Source organism: Actinomycetota bacterium (assembly GCA_030019255.1).
Taxonomy (GTDB): domain Bacteria; phylum Actinomycetota; class Geothermincolia; order Geothermincolales; family RBG-13-55-18; genus Solincola_A.
On sequence record JASEFK010000008.1, the window covers coordinates 82,399 to 108,700 of the forward strand.

17 protein-coding genes are annotated in these 26,302 nt (G+C 62.3%); 7 read left to right on the top strand and 10 right to left on the bottom strand.

All coding sequences use genetic code 11. The features are described 5' to 3' along the window. Positions 1-63: 63 nt before the first annotated feature. The 4 genes from QME84_08630 to QME84_08645 all read right to left on the bottom strand — a co-directional run bounded on the left by QME84_08630 (position 64) and on the right by QME84_08645 (position 5,247). The gene (locus QME84_08630) at positions 64-540 is read right to left on the bottom strand and encodes a hypothetical protein (protein ID MDI6874328.1); all 477 of its coding nucleotides are present in this window, start codon (positions 538-540) and stop codon (positions 64-66) included. Between the two features lie 21 nt (positions 541-561). Beyond that, positions 562-1,830 carry an acyl-CoA dehydrogenase family protein gene (locus QME84_08635; GenBank protein ID MDI6874329.1) on the bottom strand — a complete coding sequence of 423 codons (1,269 nt, stop codon included), beginning with the start codon at positions 1,828-1,830 and terminating at the stop codon, positions 562-564. Positions 1,831-2,057: 227 nt separating this feature from the next. Continuing rightward, a complete protein-coding gene (locus tag QME84_08640; GenBank protein MDI6874330.1) occupies positions 2,058-3,266 on the bottom strand; it encodes an acyl-CoA dehydrogenase family protein in 1,209 nt (402 codons plus the stop codon). A 544-nt stretch (positions 3,267-3,810) separates the two neighbouring features. Continuing rightward, the gene (locus QME84_08645) at positions 3,811-5,247 is read right to left on the bottom strand and encodes a HEAT repeat domain-containing protein (GenBank protein MDI6874331.1); all 1,437 of its coding nucleotides are present in this window, start codon (positions 5,245-5,247) and stop codon (positions 3,811-3,813) included. A 217-nt stretch (positions 5,248-5,464) separates the two neighbouring features. On the opposite strand from QME84_08645, the gene QME84_08650 reads away from it, so the two are divergent. Continuing rightward, complete coding sequence (locus tag QME84_08650) at positions 5,465-6,985, top strand: DUF2079 domain-containing protein (GenBank protein ID MDI6874332.1); 1,521 nt, start codon at positions 5,465-5,467, stop codon at positions 6,983-6,985. A gap of 343 nt (positions 6,986-7,328) precedes the next feature. Then, positions 7,329-8,999: a long-chain fatty acid--CoA ligase gene (locus QME84_08655; protein MDI6874333.1), complete on the top strand. Its 1,671-nt coding sequence runs from the start codon at positions 7,329-7,331 to the stop codon at positions 8,997-8,999. A gap of 144 nt (positions 9,000-9,143) precedes the next feature. On the opposite strand, the gene QME84_08660 is transcribed toward QME84_08655, so the two are convergent. The 3 genes from QME84_08660 to QME84_08670 form a co-directional block, all read right to left on the bottom strand. After that, positions 9,144-10,367, bottom strand: coding sequence for a SufD family Fe-S cluster assembly protein (locus QME84_08660; protein ID MDI6874334.1), 1,224 nt, complete (start codon positions 10,365-10,367; stop codon positions 9,144-9,146). Continuing rightward, entirely contained in the window at positions 10,355-11,107 is a 753-nt protein-coding gene (locus QME84_08665; protein ID MDI6874335.1) for an ABC transporter ATP-binding protein, read from the bottom strand. Before QME84_08665 ends, QME84_08660 begins: the two co-directional genes overlap by 13 nt. Before the next feature lie 1,026 nt (positions 11,108-12,133). Beyond that, the gene (locus tag QME84_08670) at positions 12,134-13,564 is read right to left on the bottom strand and encodes a 4-hydroxyphenylacetate 3-hydroxylase N-terminal domain-containing protein (protein MDI6874336.1); all 1,431 of its coding nucleotides are present in this window, start codon (positions 13,562-13,564) and stop codon (positions 12,134-12,136) included. 99 nt (positions 13,565-13,663) lie between these two features. Between QME84_08670 and QME84_08675 the strand changes: the two genes are divergently transcribed. The 3 genes from QME84_08675 (at position 13,664) to QME84_08685 (ending at position 17,735) form a co-directional block, all read left to right on the top strand. Continuing rightward, positions 13,664-14,329: a TetR/AcrR family transcriptional regulator gene (locus QME84_08675; protein ID MDI6874337.1), complete on the top strand. Its 666-nt coding sequence runs from the start codon at positions 13,664-13,666 to the stop codon at positions 14,327-14,329. 894 nt (positions 14,330-15,223) lie between these two features. Continuing rightward, entirely contained in the window at positions 15,224-15,721 is a 498-nt protein-coding gene (locus QME84_08680; protein ID MDI6874338.1) for a hypothetical protein, read from the top strand. Between the two features lie 325 nt (positions 15,722-16,046). Further along, positions 16,047-17,735: an Ig-like domain-containing protein gene (locus tag QME84_08685; protein ID MDI6874339.1), complete on the top strand. Its 1,689-nt coding sequence runs from the start codon at positions 16,047-16,049 to the stop codon at positions 17,733-17,735. Positions 17,736-18,167: 432 nt separating this feature from the next. On the opposite strand, the gene QME84_08690 is transcribed toward QME84_08685, so the two are convergent. Further along, complete coding sequence (locus QME84_08690) at positions 18,168-20,894, bottom strand: PAS domain S-box protein (protein ID MDI6874340.1); 2,727 nt, start codon at positions 20,892-20,894, stop codon at positions 18,168-18,170. A 441-nt stretch (positions 20,895-21,335) separates the two neighbouring features. On the opposite strand from QME84_08690, the gene QME84_08695 reads away from it, so the two are divergent. Both QME84_08695 and QME84_08700 read left to right on the top strand, forming a co-directional pair. Next, positions 21,336-21,587, top strand: a complete 252-nt coding sequence (locus tag QME84_08695) for a hypothetical protein (GenBank protein MDI6874341.1) — start codon at positions 21,336-21,338, stop codon at positions 21,585-21,587. A gap of 226 nt (positions 21,588-21,813) precedes the next feature. Beyond that, a complete protein-coding gene (locus QME84_08700) occupies positions 21,814-22,998 on the top strand; it encodes a radical SAM protein (protein MDI6874342.1) in 1,185 nt (394 codons plus the stop codon). A 379-nt stretch (positions 22,999-23,377) separates the two neighbouring features. Here QME84_08700 and QME84_08705 read toward each other — a convergent pair whose 3' ends face one another. Both QME84_08705 and QME84_08710 read right to left on the bottom strand, forming a co-directional pair. Next, positions 23,378-24,439: a 4Fe-4S binding protein gene (locus QME84_08705; protein ID MDI6874343.1), complete on the bottom strand. Its 1,062-nt coding sequence runs from the start codon at positions 24,437-24,439 to the stop codon at positions 23,378-23,380. 260 nt (positions 24,440-24,699) lie between these two features. Further along, the gene (locus tag QME84_08710; GenBank protein ID MDI6874344.1) at positions 24,700-26,073 is read right to left on the bottom strand and encodes a putative DNA modification/repair radical SAM protein; all 1,374 of its coding nucleotides are present in this window, start codon (positions 26,071-26,073) and stop codon (positions 24,700-24,702) included. Positions 26,074-26,302: the final 229 nt, after the last annotated feature.

Genomic DNA, 26,302 nt, shown 5'->3' on the forward strand with positions numbered 1-26,302 from the left:
CATTACCTTTTCCGGCAGCCTCCGCAAACCTGGGTGCGGGGACATGAAAAGCGTGAAGCCCGGTCATTCCTCCTCCCTTCCGGGGGACTCGAGGGCCACCGCCTTCACTGCCCGCTCCCGCAAACCCTCGACCACGGGTCCAATCTTCTCCAGGAGCAGCCTTGTTTCCCGGGCCGCCCTCTCCAGGCCCTGGAAATCGATCTCCCCCGCCAGCCGGTTGAGAAAGCCCAGGAGTATCTCCGGGGGGAAGGCATTGAGCTGCACGGCTACCTCCTCCGCCGCGCGGATCATGAAATTGAACAGCCTAGGCAGGGCGCTTGCCGTGCCCATGAAGGTTTCCACGTCCCCCCACATGAGGGCCCTCACCAGCCCAGGAGCGTGATCCGGGTCGATGCCCCTTAGAATTATGTTCAAGCTCGATTTGAACTTTGGACTTCTTATCAGCCGGCGCAGGATCCTTTCCCCCAGTCCCTCCGCCGCCTCCCCACCTCCGGGTATGCCGGTCCCCATAACCTGCGCAGGCGATACCGTTTCCTTCATCTCCCTCACCCGCCTCCAAGCTCAAAGGGTCTGACACTCGAAGAACCAGCGGGCGACCTCCGCCTGGCATAACTGCTTTCCTCCCATCCACAGCTGGACGATCTTCAGGTCGCGCCAGTGCTTCTCCACGTCCCAGTCCCGGTCGGCCCCGAAGAGTCCCATGAGGTTCATGGCCCGGCCCACGTCTTCCATCGCCCGGTCGCAGGCCCAGTACTTGTAGGCCCTCCCCTTGGCCACCATCTCGTCGCTCCACCGCGGACCGTAGAGGTCCGGGCGGTCGATCATGCGCGCGTACTGGTAGCCCACGATGCGGATGATCTCGATGTCCCTGGCGATGTCCGCCAGGGCTCCAGCCACGGCATCGTGTTCCTTGAGGGGCTTCCCGCGGTAGGTCTCCTCGCTCACAAACTGGTAGAGCCTCTCGTAGACGTTCATCATGGAACCCCCCACGAAGGCGATGCTCCCCAGGTTGCCGAAGGTGATGACCTCCTTGAAGTAGAGGAGGTCCAGCCCGGGGCCGTGGGCGCGGTAATGCTTGGGAACTCGCACGTTCTCGAACCATATGTCCCCGTTCTTGTCCGCGGCCATACCCGCCTTCTCGTAAGGGGGTCCCTGGGTCACTCCCGGGGTGTCCGCGGGAACGAAGATGAAGGCGAAGTCGTTGGGATCCTCGGAACCCGGGTTGGTGGTGCACACCACCCCGAATAGGTTGCACACCCCTCCGGAGTTGGTGGGCCACAGTTTATGGCCGTTGATCACCCACTCGTCACCGTCCAGGACCGCCGTGGTCTGGATGGTGGAACCCTTGACGATCTCCATGTTCTCGATGTCCGCCCCGCCCTGCGGCTCGGTCATGGCGTTGGCCGCGAAGCGGGGTTCGGTGGTGGAGCAGAAGATGGGGGCGAACTCCTCGCACAGCTCCCGGTTGACGTGGGGTTCCATGCAGATCATCACTAGGGGCCAGAAGACCACCCCGAAGGCCACGGCCATTCCCGAGTCGGCGCGCGCCACCTCCTCGAAGAGCCGGTAGGAAGCGGTCCCGGCGTAGTTGGAGCGTCCCAGCCCCCATCCCCCCAGGTCCTCGGGGAAAAGCACCCTCTGCAGGCCCAGCTCCCCCATGAGACGCTTGAACGCGGGCTCGATGAGCCGGTGCTCCTTCCAGTCCTCGTCGAAGCTCCGGCGGTGGGGGATGACCCAGGTCTCCGCCCACTCCCGGACGATCATCCCCAGGGGATCGTCCAGGGGAGAGAGGTATTCCAGAGGCCGGGTGAAATCGTCTATGGTTCTCATCTCCTGATCCTCCCGTTACTTCCCGGGGACGTTACCGTTTCCGTGCCTACGCCTTCCCTCTCCGGAAACTCCCGTCCCCATCAGGAACCTCCGTCTCCAATCGACCTTGCCCCGTTTTGCGCTCCTTTAATGGACCGGAAACTCCCGTTCCCATCAGGAACTTCCGTCCCCTACAACGCCGTCCCTCCACCCCGAGGAACCTGTTCCTCGAGCCGCCCCGAAAACCCCTACAGGGTGCTCGCCCGGTAGAAGTACCGGGAGACGTCCATCTTGGCCAGCTCGTAGGGCCCCAGGGAAAGTTGCATGGTCTTCACGTCCCGCCAGTAGCGCTCCAGGTTCCATTCCTTTGCGTAACCCGCCGAGGCCATCATCTCCATGGCGTGGTTGATGGCCTTCTCCGCCGACTGGGAAACCTGGTGGGACACGACGAGTGCGGTCACGTAATTGGCCTCATCTCCCGGTGACCCGTAGACGGTCGGCTCGGAGAGCATGCGGGCGAGGTCCCAGGTGAGCAGGCGCGAGATGGACACCTCCTTGGCCACCTCGGCCATCACCGATGCGGTGAGCGGGTTCTCCTTGAAGATGTTGCCCCTCCCCTTGATGACCCGGTTGTCGCCCCATTCCCGGAGGATCTCGTAGGAGGCGAAAAGCGCACCCACGTTGCTGGCGGAAATTCCCAGGTATAACCAGGAGAGAACCGCCCGGCAGGCTTCCGCGCCCCGGGCCACGCACATTTCCTCTGGTACCTTCACCTTGGCCAGTTCCACCGCGGCGTTACGGTCCGCGGCCAGCCCGGTTCGCTTCAGGACCTCGCCGCGCTTGACCCCCTTGGCATCCCCGGGCACCACGACCAGGCCCACGCCGTCCTCGGAGCCCTCCAGCTCGCAGAACACCCCGAAGAGGACGCCGTTCGCGCCGCACGCCGCCGGCCGAGCCCCGGAAGCCTCCACCGTCCATCCGCCCTTGCCCTCCCTGGCCTTGGCCTGGTAGCCCTCCCGGAAAAGGGGCAGGACCAGGGAGACCAGGGCCGGCCCGCCGTCGCCGGCGATCACATCGCGCAGCGCGGCGCAGGTCTCCCGGTTGACCGAACCCTCCATGGCCACTGCGCTTTGCAGGGCGAGGAGGCAGGAGAGGAGGAAGGCGATGCCCACGTCCCCCCGTGCCACCTGCTCCAGGGCCGCGGTGATGGTAATGGCCGCGGAGGGATGGTTATGTCCATCACCCCCGTATTCCTCCGGCCAGAGCAGCCGCTGCAGGCCTATGTCCTGAAAAAGCTTGCGCATGGCCGGCTCCAGTAGCCCCTGGTAATCCTCCTTGAGCTCCAGGCGCCTGGCCATGACCTCGTTTTCCGCCCATCGCCTGAGGTTTTCGGCCAGGGAGACGTCCATCTCGCTCATCCACTCGTGGAGAAAGGGGAAGGGTAGGTGTTCGTTCATGGATACCTCCTCAACATCCGTGACCCTCGTGCCCTTGCCGGCCCGGGATCTGGCGGGAGCACATCGTTCCGCCTCACGTTAGGCTACCGGGGAATTTTCACTCCTTTTCGCTGCCCGGTCTCCGCCTTCTTTCCCGCTTCCCGATCCCGGAGCCGTCTTCCGGACGCATCCTGGAAGCCGTTGCCGTCCGGCTCCCTTCCTCGTGGTCTATCCCGCTCACGGAATCCATCTGGACAACATGCGTGACCCCTTTTTCCGCATCTATGAAAGACCCACGCCTCATGGCGGCCTGCATGCGCATGTCCGCGGGTATGGCGATTGCCGACAGCCGGACAGCGTGGAAACGGTTCACATACAATCACATGGTTTCCGCACGGCAATAATAAAATTGTTTTCCTCGCGCGGGCAATGGGGGATTCCCCCCTCTCCCGTGCGGGTTAACCCTAAAATGGGGGCAGGTCTTGAATTTTGCATTTATGGCACGCAGTTTTAAATCATTTCGGGCTGAAAACGCAAAATTCAAGACCTGACCCCTTTACGTTGGCTAATCAGGTCTCCCATCCAAACCGGCCCTGTCGGTCAGCGACCTGTCGTCTCCGCTGTCCCGCCGGCGAATTGACTCCAGGGCGACCCGTGCCGCCTCCCGAACCTCCCAGTCGCGGTCCTTGAGGGCACTCTGAAGTGCGCTCACCGCCCTTTCGTCCCCCATGCGGCCCAGGAGTTCGGCGGCCGCCTTGCGCACCGGTATGTGGTGATGCTTGAGGGCGTCCATCAACGGTCCCAGGGCGGGCTCCCCTATCTTCAGGAGCGCCTTCCCCGCCGCCTCCCGGACGTTGAAGAAATAGAGGGCCTCGATGAGGGGTTTCACCGCCCAGGCCTCCCCGATCTCACCCAGCAGCGCGGCCATCCTCGCCCGCGACCAGGTATCGCCATCCTTGAGGGCCGAGAGCACGAAGGCGTGTACCAGGGGCTCCATGTCGGGGGATTGGTAGAAGAGACCGATCACCTCCGCTACCCTTCCCTTGATCTCCGGGTCCCCCTCCTTGAGGGCGGAAACCAGCGGGTACAGGGCGGGGGTTCCTATACGCAATAGGGCCTCGGCCACCTCCTTGCGGACCTCGTCATCCGGATCCTTAAGGGCGGCGATGAGGGGCTCCACCGCCTTGCGGCGTCCCGCCTGTCCCAGCGACCAGGCAGCCGCCTTGCGTACCAGGGGATGGATGTCCTGGATGGCTTCCGCCATAACCCTGAAAGTCGAGGGATCCCGTATGCGCCCCAGGGCCCGGACCGCCCTTTCCCTCAACACCTCATCGGAGCAGGAACGTATCAGGGCTACCAGGGGCGGGACGGCATGTCTTCCCAGCTCCACCACCCCATCCCAGTCCCCGCTGAGGATGCGGTAGACGGCGCCTTCCTCGCTGTGGTCCGCCCTCCATCCCAGCTCCCGCAGGGCTTCAGCCGCTGCCGTGCGCTTCTCCCATCCCCCCCTTTTCAGTGCCTCCCGGAGGATCCTCACCGCCTCCTCGCTGCCCAGGTCGCGGAGGGCACGAACGGCAGTGGATCTCACCCCCTCGTCGGCGTCCTCCAGGAGAGGCTCGAGGGCCCCCTCCACCCCAGGTCCGCCGCGTTTTCCCAGCTCCTTGGCCGCCTCACCCCTGACCCTGGGACTGGCGTCCCGCAGGTCCTCCATCAACTCCCGGAGGGAACGAGTCATGGGAGCCGACTCTTCCCCGCCTCCGGTCTCCGCGGAGCTTGTGGAAACGGCGGGACCCTTTAGCTCCCCATCCGACCTTCCATCCTCCGTTAAGCCCACTTCGCCGCCCGGCACACACCGGGGGCCTTCCGCCTCCAGGCCGGAGAGGAGGGTGGTCCTCGAGCCCTTGTTGATCTCCGCGTGCTGCCTGTACTCCCTTGCCAGGCGGCCCAGGAATTCCCATCCCCGGCGTAAGATATCCAAGGCCTTCTCGCCGCGGCCGTTCATCTCAACCTCTCCACCCCTATCCTCAAAGTCTTCCACGAGGAGCCGTCAGAGAATCCAGGCTTTCACGGGCATGCCCTTTCGGCATTTCTTCATCAAGCGGGGTTCACGCGGCCGGTCCATGGTGTCCTCAACAATGCCCTGTAACTATAATACATCCGAATTCCACCGCCGTGAACGCGCGAACGGATGCAGATCGAACGGATATAATACCTCTGTCATGAAGGCGCTGGACAAGCTATGGGTGAGATACGCCGTATTCCGGGAGAGGCACCCGCGCCTCGTCTCCTGGCTGTCCCGCTATTCCATCTACCTGGTGGTCCTTTTCTTCGCCATGCTCTACTGCGCCATCTCCCTGCTCAAGCACATGAACTTCCAGTCCCACGGGTGGGACCTGGGGATATTCGACCAGCACATCTGGCAGCTCTCGCGCTTCGAGTTCGGCTTCAACACGGTAAGGATGGTCCCCTCCCTCTGGGGCGACCACTTCCACCCCATCTTCTTCCTGGTGGTGCCGGCCTACTGGATCTGGTCCGACGCCCGCATGCTCCTGGTGTACCAGGCGGTGCTGGTGGCCTTGGGTGCCATACCCGTCTATTACGCCTGCCGTTATGCCCTGCGGAGCGGCTTCTGCGCCCTGTGCCTGGCCGTGGTCTACCTTTTCTTCTGGGGGACCATGGAGCTCATCTTCTTCGACTTCCACGAGCTGGCCTTCGCCGGCCCCATCCTGGCCCTGTCCTTCCTGCTCATACAGCGGGAGAAATGGGCGGGTTACCTCCTTACCGTGCCCTTTCTGCTCATGATCAAGGAGACCATGGCCCTCCTGGTGTTCTTCCTGGGTCTCTATGTGATTGTTTTTCACCGCAAGTGGTTCGAGGGGTTCACCACCTGCCTCATCGCCGCCGCCTGGTTCTACTTCATCACCAAAAAGGTCATGCCTCCGCTCTCGGCGGGTGGGGATTACTTCTACTTCAAGTACTATTCCCACCTGGGGGAGAACTGGGTGGACGCCGGCAAGTACCTTCTGACTCATCCCTGGGAATTGGTCAAGCAGACCTTCTGGCCCCTGCACAAAGCCAAGTTGCTCCTGTTCCTCCTGGCCCCCTTCCTCTTTCTCCCGCTGATCGGAGCCTTCGCCATCGTGGCTATACCCCCCCTGTACGAACACCTTCTATCCAACTACTTCCCCCACTGGGAGATATTGCGCCACTACCACGCAGTCTTCGCCCCCATCTTCATCTTCGCCCTCCTGGACGCCTTTCCCCGGCTGCACCGCTGGCTGGCCCGCCGGGGCCGGGAGGTGGACTACCGGAAGATGGTCCTGGCCCTGTGCGTCATCATCCTGGTGCTCCAGGTGCCCTTCACCCTGAGCCGCTCCACCAAGACCCTTTTCGATCCCAACTTCTACCGGCTCGACCCACGCATGGAAAAAACCGGTTACGACATCCTGTCCATGATCCCCCCCGACGCCTCGATCTGCGCCCAGGACCCGGTGGTACCGCACCTCTCCCACCGCGAGCATATCTACCAGTTCGACGGCAACACCTACGGAGCAGAATACGTCATCCTGAACAAGTTCCTCGACTGTTATCCCCTTACCGATCGCACCCTGGTCTGGGAAATCGCCAAGATGTACCGGGATCCTCGCTACGAGGCCCACCGCTTCGGGTACGGATGGGTGGTCTTCACCATCAAGCCCCAGTACGACCTGGAAGGTAAACTACAACCCTTCCCCATCTGACGGCCAGACCGACCAACAACGGCCCGATCAACTATTTCTTGGCCTTTTTGTGGACGGCAACCAGCACCACTACCTACGGGAAAACTAGTTCGCAAGAGGCTATAATTAGTATCATAGTCGTGTTTATTTAAGGGAATGCGACGCGGTCGCCGTAGTCGTTCGACTTGCCGGTAAAGGATGGAGCGTAAACTTCTCACCGCGGATGACTTTCCTGGATTTTCGCCTGCTCCCGGCCTGGTGGCCAGGCAATGGTTGTAGGTTTTTCGCCACGGAAAGCCTTTCCGTGGCCTTAGCAAGGATGGCGAGGGATTTCCTTGCCGGAGAGCGAGAAGGAGGTTGCGCTATGGGTTACGAGATCGTGCAGGGATTTCCGTCCACCTCTAACAACGGTTACCAGCTCAACGTTCCCACCATTTTGAGGCACGCAGCCAGGTCCTATGGCGAGGTGGAGATCGCCTCCCGCAACCTGGACGGGAGCGTGTTGCGTTACAATTACCTGGAATGCTACCGCCGTGTATGTCGCCTGGCCAACGCCCTGAAGAAGCTGGGCATCGGTCCCGGAGACCGGGTGGGGGTCCTGGATTTCAATACCCACCGCTTCGCTGAGCTCTTCTATGCCATCTCCGGGCTGGGGGCAGTGCTCCTGCAGATCAATCCACGGGTGTCCATGGAAGACCGTGCCTATATCATCAACCACAGCGAGGCCAAGTTGATTTGCGTATCCGACCTGCTCATTCCTCTCGTCGAGCCCATCGCCCCGGAGCTCAAGACGGTGGAGGGTTACCTGGTCATCACCGACCGCCCGGCGGATTCCCTGCCCACGCAGCTCAGCCCCCTCCATGCCTACGAGGAACTTATCCGGGACGAGGATCCGGACATCGACTGGCCCATGGTGGACGAGAAAGCGGCCTGTACCGCCTGCTACACCACTGGGACCACCGGCAAGCCCAAGGGCGTCTATGTCTCCCACCGCGCCCTCTACCTCCACACCCTGGCCGTGGCCATCAACCTCCACCTCACCCGGCACGACGTGATGATGCAAATCACCCCCATGTTCCACGTGCTGGGGTGGGGTGCCTTCATCACCGCGCCCCTGGTGGGGGCCAAGCTGGTCTTCCCGGGCATGTACACCCTGGAGATGGCCAACGTGCTGGTTGACATGCTCCTCTCCGAAGGAGTCACCGTGACCTGCGGGGCGCCGGCCATCTTCATGCCCATGCTGGAGTACATCCGCAAGATGGACCCCAAGCCGGACCTCAAGGGTTGCCGCATGGTATCCGGGGCCAGCGAACCACCCCTGGCCATGATGAAGGAGTACTGGGAGCTGGGGAAGGCCGACGTCATCCACGCCTACGGGGCCACAGAGACCACGCCCCTGGTTTCCATAAACTTCCTCAAGGCCGCCCTGGAGGGGCTCTCCGAGGAGGAGAAGTGGGACCTGAAGCGGAGGCAGGGCATTCCCGTGGTGGGCATCGACGTGAAGCTGGTGGACGAGGAGGGCAAGGAACTCCCCTTCGACGGCAAGTCCGTGGGCGAGCTCCTGATAAGGGGGCCCTGGGTCACCTGCTCCTATTACAACGACCCGCGCAGCGCCGAGGCCTTCACCGAGGATGGGTACTGGAGGAGCGGAGACGCGGCGGTCATCGATCCCAACTGCTACATCAAGATCGTGGACCGCTTCAAGGACCTGGTGAAGAGCGGTGGGGAGTGGATATCCACCGTGGACCTGGAGAACGCCATCATGGCCCATCCCGCCGTCCTGGAGGCGGGAGTCATCGGCATACCTCACCCGGAATGGGAAGAACGACCGCTGGCTCTGGTGGTCCTCCGGGAGGAATACCGGGGGAAGGTGTCCAAGGAGGATATCCTGGATTTCATCGCCCCCAGGTTCGCCAAGTGGCAGCTTCCCGACGAAGTCCTCTTCGTGGAAGAAATTCCCAAGACCTCGGTGGGCAAGATAGCCAAGAGGATAGCCCGGGAACAATACGGGGATTATTACCAGCGCAGAAAATAGCCCCGGGAACGGCTTTGACTTTTTGGTACGTAAGCGCCGCCACCGGATGTAGCGGCTACGTCGCTTAAGGGGAGGTTAAGGGTCGTAATCTCCTTACCAGGCTATATCCACTTTGTCTTCTCCGGCAGGGGAACAGGCCCGATCTTAGAGGGCTTTCTCCTCCGAGAGTTCCATCATCCGCCGCATCTCCTGCTCCAGGAGAGGTGGGAGGCCCTCTATCTTCACGTTCAGGAAGCCGCGTACGATGGTGGAGACGGCCTCTTCCTCGCTCAAGCCCCGGGCCATGAGGTATTCCACCTCCTCCTGGGCGATCTTCCCCACCGCCGCCTCGTGGGACATGTCCACGTCCTCCGCCCTTCCCTCCAGCTCGGGCACGGCGTGGATCACACCACGCCCGTCGAGGATGAGCCCCCGGCACTCCAGGTGGGCCTTGACGCCTCCCACCTCGCCCCGGATGTGGCCCCGGGCGGCGATGTAGCCTCCCTTGGTAATGGCCCGGGAGATTATCTCCGCGCTGCAGCGGGGAGCGCCCAGGATGACCCGCGAGCCCACGTCCAGCTCGCTCCCCGGCTGGGCCACCAGGATGGAGTGGAACCGCGCCGTGGCCCCCTCCCCTACCAGCCTCGCCGTGGGATAGAGCTGCAGGGATTTCACCGGTTCCATGACCACGTAGTTGGACATGAAGAGCCCGCCCTCCTCCACCACGATGCCGCTGCGGGGCCGCACGTCCATACCCTCCGCCCAGTTGTGGACCATGGTGAAGGTTATCCTGGCGTTCTTCTTCACGTAGAACTCGGAGACGCCCAGGTGCAGGCCGGCCCGGATCTCGTGCTCGCTGGCGCACCCGGTGATGATGTGCAACTCCGAGCCCTCCTCGGCGATGATGATGTTATGCACCCGTTGCGCAAAGCGAGGCTGGCGGATGTACAGGCAAGCCTGCAGGGGATATATGGTACGTGAACCGGGCAGGGCGCGCATGAAGTAACCCTCGAAGGGGCCGAGCTCCACCGCCGCCGTGTACTTGTCGGCGTCCACGGCCACGGCCTTCCAATAGTAGTCCCATATCCAGTCATATTTTTCCAGCGCCTCCCGGGTGCTCAGTATCTCCAGGCCTTTTTCCAGGGCCTTGCGGTGCACCACCGAGCCGTCAATCTGCACGAAGGAGCCGGAGCGCCGGCGGCCGCTCTTCTCCACCCCGGCGCGGGCCAGCTCCTCCTCGCCAAGTTCCTCAAGCTGCTCCAGGGAATCCACGTAGGAGCGCTCGGGGGCCGCACCGACATAGGCGCCGAGGTCAAGGTCGCTCCCGTAGGGGGCGGGTTTATCCGCCGCCGCCCTGGCCCTTTCCCTGAGTTCCTTCAACGCGTGCATCGCGCACACTCCTCGAACCCGTAACGACGAATCCCCTCCAGTTGCTCCCGGGGGTTGCCTGAACACACGATGGTCCCCTCGCAGAGCACGTGACCAACATCCGCCTCCACGTAGTCCAGGATGTAACCGGTGTGGGTGATGATCAGCCCGCACCGGGTGCGGCGACGGCGGAGGTCCTTCTGGAGAAGCTTGCGGATGGCCCTGCCCACCAGCTGCAGGTTCTCCATGTCCACCCCGGACTCCGGCTCGTCCAGAAGCACCACGCGGGGATCCTGGGCCAGGAGCTGCAGGAGCTCGGAGCGTTTTATCTCCCCCCCGGAGAACCCGTGGTTCACGTCCCGCGAAAGGAACTCCACGAGGTTGAGGTCCGCGGCCAGCTTCTCCACGTCCACCCCGTCCCGCGAGCACAGAGCCACCATCTGAGCCAGGGAGACCCCCCTCACCGTGGGAGGCCGCTGGAACATGATGCCTATACCCCGCCTGGCTCTCTCGTGGGGGGGCAGGTGGGTGATGTCCTCCCCTCCCAGGATTATCCTCCCCCGGGTAACCCGGTAGCGGGGAAAGCCCATCACCGCCATAAGCAGGGTGGTCTTGCCCGAGCCGTTGGGCCCGAAGAGAACGTGGGTCTCCCCGCACCTGATGTCCAGGTTCACCCCGTGGAGGATCTGCCGTCCCTCCACCTCTACATGAAGGTCCTCCACCTTCAGGGTGGTGTCCCGTTCTTCCCTTGCTTCCTCCAATTTCTCACCTCCCGGTTCCGGGATAGTCGGTTCCGCCGCCGACGGTGATAACGTCCGCTTTCCGGCCTCATCGTATCGACGGTGACGATTCGCGAATCCCATCGACCTTGCTATCCGCCTTAGCCTGGACCATGCCCGACTGCGCCTCTGCTCGCCATCAATTTTACCCCCGCAGAAAAGGGGCCTAAAACCCTTCCTCCCCTTCCGGTAAATTGCGGGAGGCAGTTATCTCCTGAACAATCCTTGGGATAAAAGTTTGAAAAGTCTGTTTATCCTCGATCAAGCAAGCTGAAGGAAAGGGGTGTTTATCCTGATTCGGCCAGCGGTCTTCGCTAACCGCAATTACCCCTTAAAGCCACCCTCCGGTTCACCGCAAGATACTGCGGACAGCTGGATCCCGCGTCATGCTCAACTTCCCGAACTCGCAGGCTTCTTCCCGGCCCTGAGCAGGTCGTTGACGTGTTTTTGCACCTGGGGGAACTGCGGGTGGTTGTTGCACGTCAAGAAGGGACAGTCCCGACATTCCCCCCGCGGAAAGAGATTACACAAAGCGAACCTCTCCCTCCCTCGGCCCACCTTCCATTCATACCATTCCACGCCCTGTCCCCTTTTCCTTCCCTGGACCTGATACTCCGGCCGGGAACCCGCCGGCCGCAAGGCAGGCTCCCCGCCGGCTGCGGTGCGGACGCTGTTAATACCCTGACATTCCTTTCCACTCCTCCGCCTGCGCGGCCACGAACCGTCGGGGGTACTTCGACCCGAGGAAGACTCCTGCCCATATCCACCGCCTCCCGACCCCGATTCCAGGATAGCGAGAGGGGGTGACATCCCTTCTCCCCGCCAACCGGCTACATGTGGACAAGAGGAGTACACGCATCCCCCCGAAAGACCCCCCGCCGGACGACATCCCGTATCCCGCTCGGCAGCCGGAAATAGGGACCATGAGAAGGCCCAGGTCTCAGGGATCCGGGCTTTCTCTCCTTCGGCCGCGACCGAGCCAGCTGGCCCGTTACCGACCTTGACATCCTAATCCTGGATGCCGGCCAGGAACTTGGCTATCTGCTTCTTCTCCTCGATGTTGTAGGTCCCCAGGATGGCGATGTCCTCCATGATGGGCGAGCCGCCGCCGTGCACCCCGGCGTATTGCATGACCCCGGCCATGGAGGAACAGGAGAAGTCGCTGATCCAGGCGAAGCACTTGTAGATGTTCTCCGGGCTCACCCCGTCCTTGCGGGCCAGGTACTTCTTCACCAGCTCCCCCACCTCCGGGCTGGCGAACTCCTCGCTGTAAGGGAGGGTGGCCGGAAGTCCCCCGGCGACCTCGGCCAGAATGTCATACTCGTGGTAGAGGTTCACCCCGGCGTGCTTGCGGGCCACGTTGCAGAAGACCACGTCCGGTATCTGGGTTCCCGAGGGAGCCTTGGTGGACTTCACCGCGGCGGCGATGCCGCACCCGTAGACCAGCTCGGCCACGCTGATCAGCTCGGCCAGGTTGTGGCGGACGTGGGGCTCGCGCTCGATGCCATTGTACTCCGCCACCAGGGCAGTGGTGCCCATGATGACGTCGGACATGGCCGGCTTGCAGCCGGTGTAGGAATGGCGGTGATAGAGGGCGAAGAGCAAGGCCAGCTGCCCGCCGAACTCCGTCTCCCCGCAGAGGAAGACCCTCTCCCAGGGCACGAAGACGTCGTCGAAGATGGTCAAGGACTCGATCTCCCCCTTGCCAGAGAGGGGCGAGGCCACCTCGGGGACGCGCTCCCGGTAGCGGGCCCCCCGGCACACCAGCTTGACCCCCGGCCAGTCGCTGGGCACGGCAAAGGCCACCGCCCAGGGGCCCTCCTCGGGGGTCAGGAAGCGGGTGGGGATGGCGATGATCTCGTGGGCCAGGGGGGCGAAAGAATTGTGGGCCTTGGCCCCTCGCACCACGATGCCGTCTTTCCTCTTCTCGATGACCCGCAGGTAGAGGTCAGGGTCGGTCTGTTCGTGGGGGCGACGCTTGCGGTGTCCCTTGACGTCGGACTGGGCACAGCAGCCCACGATGTCGTTGGCCTGCCAGTACTTGAGGTATTCCAGCCACCGCTGGTGGTACTCGGTGCCGTGCACCTGGTCGCACTGGTAGGTGATCACCGAGAGGGCGTTCATGGCATCGATGCCCATGCAGCGGGCAATGCATCCGCCCACCAGGCGCGCCGCCACCCGGGTCATCTCCTGCTTGGCCATGAGGTCCTGCTCGTTCTGATGGATGTGGCAGAAGCGGTTGATGGTCTCCCCGGTGAGGTGGGACTTGGCAGTGGTGAGGTGCTGGAGTTCCTTGTTGTGCGCCAGGTCGCAGGTGAGCTCCAGGATTTCCGTTCCCGGTAGGTTCTCCCGTCCCAGGATCTCGCCCCCCATGTAGATGTTGGGCTTCATGGACTTCAGGCTCTCCCGATACTCGGCCCCGGTGCGGATCATTTTCATCCCCTCCCAAGTTCAAATCTGGATACTTGCCTTTCTAATATAGAATAATTATAATTTTTATGTCAATTTTAAAATTTAATTTTAATATAAGGATTATCAATGGGGAATGATTTTAAAAGTCGGGATAAATTTACAACCATCATAAACGCGGCTCTCAAGGTCTTTGGCGAAAAGGGTTATTACAATGCCACCATCTCCGAGATAGCCCGTACCGCCGGCGTCTCCGAAGCCACCATCTACGAGTACTTCGGAAGCAAGGAGGACCTCCTCTTCGCCATCCCCGGGGAGATCACCCGCCAGGCGGTGGATTTCCTGGAGGGCATGGCCCCCTTCATCAAGGGAGCGGTGAACAAGGTCCGGGCCATCGTCTACGGGTACTACCGGTTGTACAAGGAAAACCCCGATTACTCCTCGCTGGTGCTCCTTGACCTGAAGCATAACCGTAAATTCATGGAAGCCGAAGGCTACCAGGCGGTGAGAAAGGCCGCCGGCCTCCTCCTGGAGGCCATCAAGGAGGGCATGGGGTCGGGAGAATTCCGGCAGGATATCGATCCCTACCTGGTGCGCTCCATCATCCTGGGGACCATCGAGCACATCTTCTTCCGCTGGCACCTCAAGGGGCGCCGGGAGGATCTCCCCGACTTCGTGGATCCCTTACTGGAAATTCTTACCAGGGGGATAGGGAAATCCCCCGAACCGCCCACTTACCAGATAAACATCTCCCTCCCGGCGGAACCGGAGCCCGGCAGTCGGCCCGGCGGATAAAGGCAACCCCGGGGCCAATCGCCTCCCCAAGCATCCCAGGCTTTTCTGGCGGGAAAGCGGGTCGTTCTCCTGGGTACGAGAGTACCCCGCCGAGAAGTAGCGCTGCGCAAGGTAAGCCCCGTGAGGTTGAGAAGGGCCAGGGTCAGGATGACCACCGCCAGGAACTTGGTGGTCGTTCTACCGGAATGATCACCCTTGAGGAACCCCAGCGCGAAAAGGAAAAAGAAACCAGTGGCCAGGACAACCAGGAAATAGCAAACCCGGTACATACAGGTCACCTAAAAGGACTGCGGTCCATTACCAGCAGGTGAGAGTAGGAGCCGGCGATCCACAGGCTGAAGAAGAACGTTGCCGCTGCCGGTATGCAATTGAGGAAGTTGCCTGGTCGGGCCCGGTACACAGAGATGGAGAGGAAAAGGCTGAAGGCGGCGGGAGGACTTGCGGAGAATATTAATCCAGCCGCAGCTGTTTTTGTGCGGGTAGATTTTACGCCCCGGTGGCTGGAAAACCCGAATCCGCGCGAGGAGGCGAAGGGCGAGCCGAGACGTACCGCCTTGCGTATATCATTCGGCGCTCGACGATCGCTTCCAGGAGACGTTCCGGCCCGACGCACCACTTGCCGACGGGGAAAGCGCGGAGTTCATAAGCGACGGGGCGGGGAGGCCCTAAGGGCACGGGAGGGATGGCGAGATAAAGATGCGTCCCCTGATAAGGGAAGCGCCAGCAGATGGAAGGCCTGCTTCCGGCCGCCCTCTTCTACCCGTTCACGTTCCGCTTCGCTGCCGATCCAAGGGATGGAACAGACATTGCTTCACCCTACGGTACCTCCTCCCGCTAGCCGGCCTGATCCTCCTCGCCTCCTGCCTCCCCTGCCTGGGGCAGGACGTGGTCTCGGTGACCCCTACCCGCGTACCCCTGAGCCTCTCTCCCGGCGAGTCGGCCACCGTGCCGGTGACGGTCATCAACCAGGGAAGCGGACGTCTCCTCCTCCTGCCCCGGATTCTGGAAGTCCTGGGCGGGGAGGGCGAGCCGCCGGTATTGGCCACCAGCGAGCGTTGCCTTTGGGTGGAACCGGAAGGCGAGGAGCTCTTCCTGGAACCCCATTCCAAGGTTGACTTCACCTTCCGTGTCCAACCTCCCCCCGGCTCTCCGCAGGGTAATTATCGTTTCGCCCTGGCCTTCATCCCCCGGCAGGAGAAGCCCGGGGCTATAGCTTTCACCGGCGGCCTGGCGGTGCTCCTCGAGCTTGAAGTCCTCCCCCCTCCCCCATCTTCCGGCAGCGCCTCGTACCCCTACGTGCTTCTCGCTGTCGGCTCCGTTCTCTCCCTCTTGCTGGCCGCCTTCATCCTGGGGAGGGAGAGGAGGAGGAGGGAAAGCAGGGGGGAGGCATGAAGACTACATTCTCTTTCCGTTTTCGGAGCGGTAATGAGAATGTCCTTCCGTCCGGTCATTGTCGAAAAAAGGAGATGGTCGCCGCCCGGGATACGCCCGGTCGGCCTCACTTTTAGACCGCTGACCGGCGGAATGGCTCCTTGCACCGCACCTGCTGAAAAATAGGCCTCCGGCGGCCGAAAATAGTACATGACAGCCATGTTGGGGATGAGGAAACCGTCCGAAATAGGAAACGAGCCAGGAAAATTGCCCGGAGGCAGAAGAATAGACGGAGGAGAAAATATACTCGACGGCCAAGTGCGTCAACAGCGTCAAAGGTGGGGAGATGACGAAGAGGTTCGGCATAAAGACATGGAAAAAGGCGACGGTCCTGCTGGCGACCGCAGCCCTGCTGCTTTCCGCCTTTTTCCTGCCCCCGCCGCGCCAGGCGGGAGCCGATACCGCTTACAAACTTATAACCGCCCTTCCCTCCATTACCGTCGGGCAGCGAATTTCCGGGAGATTCCGGGACACCTGGACCTCCGATAATTCCTATCTCCAATATCGTGAGCAAAGGATTATCTGGGAGTTTTTCAATGCCCGCCTGGACATCCAGTTCAATTCCTGGCAGGCTTTCTCCGAGGCGCCACTGGAGAAGCTCCTGGACATCCGGGTGGAATTCGAGGGTTACCAGAGCGATACTGACGAATCGTGGTATGTCCAGTTCTACGATTTCACCGCCGGGGACTGGTACGATTTCTGGTATTTCCTGGGAAGTTTTCCCACTATCCCGGATGGAACGCTCACCATGAGCGTGAGCGATCCCACCCTGGCCCGCCGCTTCGTTGGTCCGGCCGGGGCATTCCGCCTCCGTTTCGCCGATGCCGGAACGGCCTTGGGAACCTATGAAACGACACGGACCAGGGTTTACTTCGACCTTATCCAGGCCGCCTTCATCTATGACATCACCCCTCCCATCTCCTCCGTGACCGCTCCTGCGGACATGGAATACACCAATGCGACGACCTACACCGTTCGGGGTATTTCCTCCGACCCCGCCCCGGACCCCAGCGGGGTGCAGTTGGTGGAGGTATCCACGGACGGGGGAAGCACCTGGTATGCCACCGATCCCGCGGCTCCGGGAGATTATTCGTCCTGGAGCTACCAGTGGCTCATCCCCGCCGAGGGCACCTACAACATCCGGAGCCTGGCCTCGGACTGGGTTAACAACCTGGAGGTGCCCGGAGCGGGGGTAAGGGTGGTGGTGGACTGGACTCCGCCCCAGGTTTCCTCGGTATCCCCTCTTCCGGGGAGCGTGAATGTCCCCGTGGATACCCTGGTCACCGCCACCTTCTCCGACGCCAACGGGATGCTGGCCTCCTCCATCAACCCCTCCACTTTCACCCTGGTGGACGAGGAAGGAACTTCCATCCCCGGTACCGTGTCCTACGACCCGGGGACCATGACCGCCACCTTCGATCCGGATGTCGACCTCTTCTACGGGTACACCTACACCGCCACCCTCACCACCGGCATCACCGACCTGGCGGGAAACCCGCTCCCCGCCCCCTATTCCTGGTCTTTCCGCACCGCGGACATCCTCTCCCTCACCCTAGTGGAGACCTACAACCGGGACGGGACCCCCGGAGGGGGAGGGGTGAGCTTTGGAAGCATCAGCCCGGAGAGCTCGCCCTTCGTCATCGGCGGAGGCACTCCACCCTATGCGGCGAGGCTCAACGTCCTCAGCTCCACCAGCTGGAACCTCTTCCTTCGGGCCGATTCCGACCTCACCGACGCCTCTCAGAATCCGCCGGCGGTCATCCCCATATCCAGCCTGCAGTGGAGGTTGACCGGGCCCGGAACCTGGATTCCCTTCTCCCTGACCGAGACCCCGGTCTTCAATCCGGCTCCCGGCCGTACCCCCCAGCCGGGGGGGAGCAACGTGGACCTGGACCTCCTGCTGCAGTTGAACTGGGAGGACCTGCCGGGCAGTTACTCCACCACCGTGGTCTGCATCCTCATGGTCCAGCCTTGAAAGCTCACGAAATCGCCCTGAAGGCCGGATCGATCACGCTGCGCCAGGACTGGTGAGGTATCTTGCTTCCACCGTGGTCTGCATCCTCATGGTTCAATCCTGAAAGACCCCACAGGGGCGCTTACACCGTTCAGGATCCGAACACGCGTGCCAGTGGGCAAGGTAATCGGTAGGGGACTCGAAAAGCAGACCGAAGACCTGAATTAAACTGCATAAACCCAGGGTTTTCCCTGCTCCATGCCGGGTAATAAACACCGCATCTTATACGCGACAAGTGGTCAAGCCCTGGTTCAGATGGTTTTTCCTACTCCATGCCGGGAAATAAGCGCTGCACCCGCGGTACCCGTCATTTTGCCCCAAGCGGACTCCGGTGCACGCTTCCCGGCGCTGGTGATGAACGATAACGGATTGCCCGTCACCGGGGCAAAATGTTCAGGCCTTTCTGGCCAGGGGGATGGTGAAGCGGAAGATGGAGCCGCCGCCAAGGCGCGGCTCATACCATATCCTTCCGCCGTGGGCCTCGGCGATGCTCCTCCCGATGTACAGCCCCAGGCCCAGCCCCGGCCCCGCGTGGTGCAGGACGTCCTCTACCTGGTAGAAGCGCTCGAATATGCGCTCGCGGTCCTCCTCGGGCACTCCCCGGCCCCTGTCCAGCACGGTGAAGAGCGCCGCATCCCCATTCCTTTCCACCACCAGCTCCACGGGCGTTCCCCGCGGGGAGTATTTCACCGCGTTGTCCAGGAGGATGATCAGTAGGCGCACCAGCCGCTCGGCGTCGGCCCGGACCTTCTCCAGGCCCGGGGCTACCCGCAACTCCATCTCCCGGTCCGGGAACCTCTCACGCATTTCCTCCACCGCCCTCCGCGCCAACTCCCCGGGTTCCACTTCCCTCAGCTCCAGCCTGAGGCGGTTCCTCTCCACCCGCGCCGCCTCCAGGAGCTCCTCCACCACCCCCACCAGCCGGTCCGCACCCTTCTCAATGGCCCGCAGCGCATCGGAGCGGGCCTCTTCGTCCATCCTGTCCCCGTACTCCCTGAGGGTTACGGCGTAACCCTTGAGCAGGGTGGCTGGGTGACGCAGCTCGTGGGCAGCGATGTCCAGGAAGTCGCGCATCTCCTCCGCCCGCCTCTCCAATTCTTTCTCGTAAGCCTTCTTCTCCGAGATATCCAGGAGGGAGATGACGCTTTCCTCCAGTCCTGGGAGCATGGCCACGGTTATCAGGGCGGGGACGGGTCGGCCGGAGCGGTGGCGGGCCATGATCTCCACCTGCAGGGGACTGGGTATCTCGCCGGAGAGAAGCTTCCGAGAGAAGGTCTTGACCCGCTCCACGTCCTCGGGCATGAGCAGGTCCATGTAGCGCATCCTGCCCACCATCTCCTCACGGGCATATCCGAAGAGCCTCTCCGCCTCCCGGTTGGCGTCGGTTATCACCGCCTTCCGGTCCACGTGGAACATGGCCGTGCCCGTAGCTTCGAATGTCGCCCTGTAACGCTCCTCGCTATGCCGCAGCGCCTCCTCCGCCCGCTTGCGCTCGGTCACATCCCGCCCCACGTTGATGATTTCTATTACTCTACCCTCCCTGTCCAACAGGGAAGCAGCGGTGATCTCGGCCAGAATCTCCTCGCCGCCCTTGCGCACGAGGCGGATTTCGTCGCTTATGGTACCCTCGCCGGCCAGGAGGCTCCCGACGTCCTTGAGGACCTTCTCGAAATCTTCCGGGTGGATAATTCCCAGCTCCAGGATGTTTTTCCCCACCAACTCGTCACGGGAATAGCCTACTATCTCGCAGGCCCTCCGGTTCACCCCGGTCAGGGCGAGAGACCTGTCGTAGCTGAAGATGGCCTCCCCGGCGTACTCGTGCAGTAGCCGATACCTGGTTTCCGACTCCCGCAGCCGCTCCAGCAGCCTGTGGCGGGCATAGGCCTGGGCTATCTGCGTCCCCGCGGCCTCTATGAACTCCAGCGTTCCCGGCGATAACCCCCCTTCACGGGTTCCAGCCAGAACGCACCCCACCATCCTCCCCTCCCATAGAAGGGGGGCTACGACCGCCGCCTCCAGCTCTTCACCGGATTGAAATCCAGCCTCCCGGCACAGGTCGCCCCAGGCATCGTAGAGCACCTCTCCCCGTGACAGCAGCTCCACCAACCGTGCATCCGCGGCGATAAATACCGCTTTCAGGAGCAAGTCTCCCGTATATCCGTAGTGGTTAACAAGCCGGTAGCCTCCCTCCCCTTCCTCCAGGTAAACGGCGCAGCAATCAATTTCCCCAATCTGGATCACGATACGTACCGCCCGGTCCATGAAATCGTCTAGTCGCATGGCGGAGGCTGCGGCAATGGCCAAGTCGCGCTGTAGGCGGGTCACCCTCTCCGCCCACACCCTCTCGGTGATGTCGGTGATGAAGCCCTGCAAGTAGAGCAACTCCCCTGCTTCGGAAAGCACACCCCTGCCCTGTTCCCATACCCACTTTCTCTCGCCGGAAGCGGTGCGGATGCGGTAGATAAGCTGGAAGGGCTCCCCACGTTGCAGGGCCTCCTGCACTTCCCTCCACACCCTGTCACGATCCTGAGGGTGGATTAGTGCGGCGTAGGATACCGCGGCGTTCTCCCGAAGGTCCTCGGGCGCATACCCGGTGAGCTCCCGGCAGCCCTCGCTGACGAAGAGCATGGTCCACTGCGGCTCGTTGCGGCACCGGTAGGCCATCCCCGGCAGGTTGGAGAGCAGGGTGGCCATCTCCCTGCGGCTCTCCCCCAGTTCTTTTTCCATGTTCATCCTCTCGGTGACGTCGCGGGAGTTGATGACCAGCCCCCTCACCCTGGGGTCATCGAGGAGGTTCAAGGCGCTGGCTTCGTGGTGCCGCCAGGTGCCGTCCTTGTGACGGATACGCTGGAGGGAATACTGGGTAACGCCGGGGCGTTTCAAGGCCAGCTCCAGGTTAGAGGCGCTACTCTTACGGTCGTCGGGATGGATGAAGTCCATAATGTTCCGACCCAGGAGTTCTCCCTCTTCGTAACCGAGCAGGCGTTTCACGGAAGGACTGATGAAACCTACCCTTCCTTCCCCGTCCAGGACCACGACGAGGTCCAGGGAATTTTCCACTAGTAGGCGGAAGAAGTCCTCCCGGCTCGAGAAAGGGCCCCGCTTCGTTCCTTCTTCCATGCGTTTAAACGGGTTATCGTTTTCTTATCAGCTTTCCCGCCTACCACCCTACCCTTTATCCGGAAGTACCGCAAGCGGAGAATTTGACTGCCACGCGGCGGATGTTTAGCTTTCGCCCGTTTCAGCGGGAATCCCAATCCCAAATTTTACACCTAAAGGGCTTCGTCGTCCCATTGAACTTGCATGCCCCGCCGGGATGAAGGGTGATCTCTCTAACAAAGCAAGATTTTCAATCGTTGTCTTAGAAAAACTGGGGCGAAATGAGATCAGGCTATCCTGGCCTTAGTCTTCTCTTTCCTGTCGGATTCCCTTGGTTATCCAAAGTTATAAAGGCGTGCCCGGAACGTCACCGCATATCGTGCTCGAGGGCGATAAGTGAACATGTTCAGGGGGCATGCGCATCTGCCATAATGTCCCTGATGGGCGAGGAAGGAGGTCGAGGTGGAGGAGAGGTTTCCCGCATTCCGTGCCAAGGCCGAGGAGGTCATACGGAGAGTCTCGAGCCTGGAGGGGGAGGAGGACTACCGCGAGCTTCTCTGCGGAGATTGTCCCTTTTATCACCATGGAGAGGAGGAGAACGAGGAATGTGGAAGTTACCGCCTCCTCCGTGCCCTCCTGGAGGCCGGGGCCCTTGATCTCAAGGCTTTGCTCGAGGCCCTAGACGGAAACGGTCCGCGGAACCGGCAGCCGTGAACCGCGGAGGCGGTACACGCCAGATCTTGCAGGCTGGAATTGACGACCTCAAACTTGCCGAAATGTCCTTAAAGTGCAAGCCGGAGGGGATACCGGGTTTCGCGGGTCGGTGGAGACAAAGTCAATCGCGTTTCCCGCCGGGAACGTAAATGTTGAAAGAAACGGCCCACGCTTCGTACAGCCCGGGCTCCGGGGTGAACGGAACCAGCAAGGGGAGTGAAAGTTCGTGGAGGGCAGAAGCGCCTACCCCCGGCTCCAGGCCGGGGTCTACCTCAAACAATTGGAGAAACCATGCGTTTACGACACGCGCACCGATGAGCTGTACGAGCTATCCCCGGAGGCCATGACCTTCCTCTGCCGGTGCGACGGCAGCCGCAACCTCGGGGAGCTGCGGCCGGAGGAAGGCTTCCTAGCTTACTGCCTGGAGGAGGGCATCCTTGAAATACTGGAACGGCCCGAACCCTCGCCTTTAAAGGTGGGGATCAACGAGCTCCCTTCCCTGCGCTACCTGATGGTGGAGGTGACCGAGCGCTGCAACCTGCGCTGCCGTCACTGTTACCTGGGAGAGGCCGGGGAGAAGGATCTGGAACCCGCTATACTCCTTCGTATACTGGACGATTTCGATGACCTGGGGGGCTTGCGCCTGATGGTGACCGGTGGTGAACCTCTCCTCTATCCCTATTTGGACCGCCTCAACCGGGCCCTGGGGGGCAGGAGCTTCCGCCCCGTGCTCATCACCAACGGCACCCTCCTGGACCGGAGAATGATAACCACCCTTAACTTCCGGGAAATCCAGTTCTCCCTGGACGGCCTGGAGGAAGGACACGACTTCCTGCGTGGAAAGGGCACTTTCCGGAAGGTCATGGAGGCCATGAAGAAAGCTCTCCATGCCGACCTTGAGGTTTCCGTGGCCACAGTCATCCACAGGAAAAACGTGCATGAGTTGGAAAAGCTTGGCAAGATGCTGGCGGACATGGGGGTATCTTCCTGGACCCTCGAATACCCGGTGGCCTGTGGACGCCTGGCCGATAACCCGGACCTTATGCTCGGGGTGGACGAAGCCGCTCCCCTCTTCGACTTGGAATGGGGTTCCGGTCCCCACGCTGGGGAAGGCGGTTATGCCTGCGGGGCCCACCTGGCGGCGGTGGACGCGTCGGGCCGCCTCATCAAGTGCGGCTACTACCGTGAATTGAGCGGGGGTTCGGCGGGCGGGGGACTGCGCTCCGCCTGGCGCGCCCTTCCCAAGATGCGCCTGGAGGGTTCCTGTACTTCGTGCCCCGCGCTCGAGGAATGCGGGGGCGGATGCCGCTACCGCGCCGAGCTCATGGAGGGACCCGGGGGAAGGGACCTGCTCATGTGCGCCCGCCTGGGTATGCTCCAGCAGAAGGTGCAGCCCCCACGCCGCGCTTGATCTCCTCGGGCCCCCTGGAAAACCCCAACTTCGCCCGCGGGAGAAACGACCTCCGAGTGCGAGAAGCGTGCACGCCGACCCCCCGGCCATTCCATGCAACCTGCCAGGAAATGACTTGTGAAAAGGGCCTCCCGGAATCTTTTCATTGCCTCATCTCGAATATGCAGGTACCCGGAAAATACTTCCTGCGCCCCGGTTTATCCTTTCCCCGACCGGTGTATAATAATATTAAGGAACCCACTACCAAGGAGGTGGTGAGATGAGGATCACGAAGATCCCCAGGAAGAAGGGCGGAACCTGCAAGTGCAATAAGAGCTGCGGCTGATACGCCCGAAAACAGGGAGGCCGGACGGCCTCCCTGTTTTTTTCTTATGCGCTCCTATTTCCTACGCATGGAGGCCATGAACTCCTCCCTGGTGGGCACCAGCGTGGTTTCGTCACGCCTCTTCAGGGCTATGGCTCCACCCGTGCAGTTGGTAACGCATACCCCACAACCCAGGCACAGCCTGCGATCGACCCGGGCCAGCTCGTGCTCGTCCAGGCCCACCGCGCCCACCGGGCACCTCTCCTCGCACTCCCCGCATCCCACGCACGTCTCCCGGTCCACGCGCGCCAGGTAGCTGGAGGTGTTTACCGCGTTGTCGAACCTCAACTCCAGCCTGCCCCTCATGAACACACAGCAGCAGGAACAGCAGCAGCACAGGGTGTTTACCTCTCCCTGGTAGTTGTCGGTCAAGAAAATCAGGCCCGCCTCGCGGGCTTCCTCCAGCTTGCGCACCGATTCCTCGAGCGAAATCTCCCATCCCATCCCCTGCTCCGCCAGGAAACGACCGAAGGAACCGAAGTGGAAACAGTTTTCCCTTTCGTGGTCGCAACCGCCCCCCGCATAGGCCGCCATTGTTCGGCAGGCGCAGTGGGACACGGCCCGGAAGGAAGCCTGTTCCACCAGCTCCTTGGCCGTCTCGAAGGGGAGGATCTCCGCCGCCTCGTCGATGTCCTCCTCCAGGGGGACCACCCTCACCAGGGGGAGTTCCCGGTCAGCTATTTCCCTTCCCCAGGCCTTGCGGAAGTAGCGTAACCACAGGTCCGCCAGCCGCCGCGCTTCCTCGGTGTCCCGACCCGTCCAGAAGGGCGCTTCCCTGAGGCCCATCAAGCCGGGCACAAGGCGGTAACTGGCCACTCCATCCTTCAACTCCTTGTACACGATACCCCTGGAGGCCATGGCATCCAGGGCGCCTTGAAGCTCATCCTCGGGCATTCCCAGCTCGGCGGCGATGTCCGGGAGGGGCGTGTCCCGATAGGGAAGCCGCGCCGCCAGCCGGGCCTCCTCGGGTTCGAAGAGAACGCGCAGTATCTCCAGCCGTTCCTCGCTCGGGGGAAAGCCGACCGGCATGCCGTCGAGATGTTCAGCCAGCGCGGAATAGACCTCGTCCTCCAACACCATCACCCCCGCTTCCGACTCCTTAAATTTTAACATCCCTGCGGTGGAGTCAAGCAGAGCCGGGATGGGTTAGACGGTTACCCTTCCGCCCGCGCATCCTTCGGAGTTACCTTCGGAAGCCGGCGCCGCTCCCCCTTTATCCGGCCTTCTCCGGCAACGGGAGTTCGGGTTTCCCGACCGCCCCCACAAGGAATAACCGGAGCCCACGATGGCCGGAAGGTCGTCCTTCATGACCCCAGCCGGGGAACATGGGTACGGGACTACAATTCTCCGCCCACCACGGAACGGAGAAACTCCATCGGCGGCAGGGATTCCTTCCCGGGAACCTTTCCCTCCCCCGCCGGGTGGTCATAGCCCCGCCTCGGGATGGAGGTGTATTCCGCCGCATCGAAGAGGGTTGCCTGCCGTGTAAGCGCCCTTCCACCGCTGCCGGGGGATTCCAGTTCCCGGCGCAGGCGCTCCGGGTCGGGTTCCCCTTTCTGGAAATACCTGCCATTGCAGGTTATGAACCACCGCGCCCTCCTCACCGCCACTCCCAGCCGGGCCAGGGAATGGAGGTCCAGGGAATGGTGGCGCCGTGAGGAGATTATCCTGCGGGCGGAACGCGGCCCGATGCCCGGGACGCGCAACAACTCCTGGAAACCGGCCCGGTTGACCTCCACGGGGAAGAATTCCGGGTTGCGCAGGGCCCATGCCGACTTGGGGTCCAGCTCCTCCTCCAGCCGGGGGCGCTCCTCGTCCAGCAGCTCCTCCACGCGGAACCCGTAGCGGCGGATAAGCCAGTCGGCCTGGTAGAGCCGGTGTTCGCGCAGGAGGGGCGGCTCCCGCAGCGCAGGGAGGCGCGGGTCGTCGGAGACGGGAAAGAATGCCGAATAGTAAACCCGGCGGAGGCCGAAATCCCGGTACAGTCCCTCCGCCAGCTCCATGATCTCCAGATCGCTCTCCGGCGTGGCCCCCACGATGAGCTGGGTGGTCTGCCCGGCGCGAAGAAAAGCGAGGTCACGCCACGATCCGCGGGAAGCCTTGAGTTCCCTTCCGGCCTCCTCTTGCCGCTTTATCTCCCTCATGGGGGAGAGGATATCCTCCCTTCTCTTGTCCGGGGCCAGGCGGCGGAGACTGCCCTCCGTGGGCAACTCGATGTTCACGCTGAGGCGATCGGCGTAGAGCCCCGCCTCGCGCACCATCTCCGGCGAGGCGCCGGGGATGACCTTGAGGTGGATGTAGCCCCGGAACCCTTGCTCCACCCTGAGTTCCCTGGCCGCCAGCACCAGCTTCTCCATGGTGTGGTCCGGGTTCCTCCACACCGCCGAGCTGAGGAACAGGCCCCGGACCAGGCCCCTACGGTAATAGCTCATGGTAATCTCTGCCACCTCCACCGGGGTGAGGGACGCCCGGGGCCGGGAGGCCGAGGCACGGTTAACACAATAGGCGCAATCGTACACGCAGCGGTTGCTGAGGAGTATCTTGAGCACCGGAAGACACCGGCCGTCGTCGGACCAGGTGTGATATATCCCGGGGATGGACTGCCCGCCGCCTCCCGGAACTTCCTCCGCCGCCCGGGAGCTCCTCGAGGAACAGGTCACGTCGAACCTGGCAGCCGCCCCCAATATCTTCAGCTTCTCCTCCAGGTCCATCCTCGTCCCCCGCCTGCCCTTCCACTCGCGAACCGTGAGTCTTCCGTCCCCGGAGACAACCGTGAATCTTCCATCCCCGGAGACAATTAAATTATGGGCCGGGGGACTGACAGGAACCCGGGCGACCCCGGAACCCTTGCCGCACAACGTCGCTGCGGGGCCAGCTTCCAGGCGCACGGCGCTACCGGCCGCCATCTTTTCTCCCGTGTCCCCGGTCGGGTTCCAGGCT

What these genes read in the sequence shown, in the direction of transcription:
- QME84_08685 (MDI6874339.1), top strand. Translation starts at nt 16,047, where the DNA reads ATGACGAAGAGGTTCGGCATAAAGACATGGAAAAAGGCGACGGTCCTG.
- QME84_08675 (MDI6874337.1), top strand. Translation starts at nt 13,664, where the DNA reads ATGGGGAATGATTTTAAAAGTCGGGATAAATTTACAACCATCATAAAC.
- QME84_08710 (MDI6874344.1), bottom strand. Translation starts at nt 26,073, where the DNA reads ATGGACCTGGAGGAGAAGCTGAAGATATTGGGGGCGGCTGCCAGGTTC.
- QME84_08650 (MDI6874332.1), top strand. Translation starts at nt 5,465, where the DNA reads ATGAAGGCGCTGGACAAGCTATGGGTGAGATACGCCGTATTCCGGGAG.
- QME84_08690 (MDI6874340.1), bottom strand. Translation starts at nt 20,894, where the DNA reads ATGGAAGAAGGAACGAAGCGGGGCCCTTTCTCGAGCCGGGAGGACTTC.
- QME84_08670 (MDI6874336.1), bottom strand. Translation starts at nt 13,564, where the DNA reads ATGAAAATGATCCGCACCGGGGCCGAGTATCGGGAGAGCCTGAAGTCC.
- QME84_08630 (MDI6874328.1), bottom strand. Translation starts at nt 540, where the DNA reads ATGAAGGAAACGGTATCGCCTGCGCAGGTTATGGGGACCGGCATACCC.
- QME84_08660 (MDI6874334.1), bottom strand. Translation starts at nt 10,367, where the DNA reads ATGCACGCGTTGAAGGAACTCAGGGAAAGGGCCAGGGCGGCGGCGGAT.
- QME84_08645 (MDI6874331.1), bottom strand. Translation starts at nt 5,247, where the DNA reads ATGAACGGCCGCGGCGAGAAGGCCTTGGATATCTTACGCCGGGGATGG.
- QME84_08635 (MDI6874329.1), bottom strand. Translation starts at nt 1,830, where the DNA reads ATGAGAACCATAGACGATTTCACCCGGCCTCTGGAATACCTCTCTCCC.
- QME84_08640 (MDI6874330.1), bottom strand. Translation starts at nt 3,266, where the DNA reads ATGAACGAACACCTACCCTTCCCCTTTCTCCACGAGTGGATGAGCGAG.
- QME84_08655 (MDI6874333.1), top strand. Translation starts at nt 7,329, where the DNA reads ATGGGTTACGAGATCGTGCAGGGATTTCCGTCCACCTCTAACAACGGT.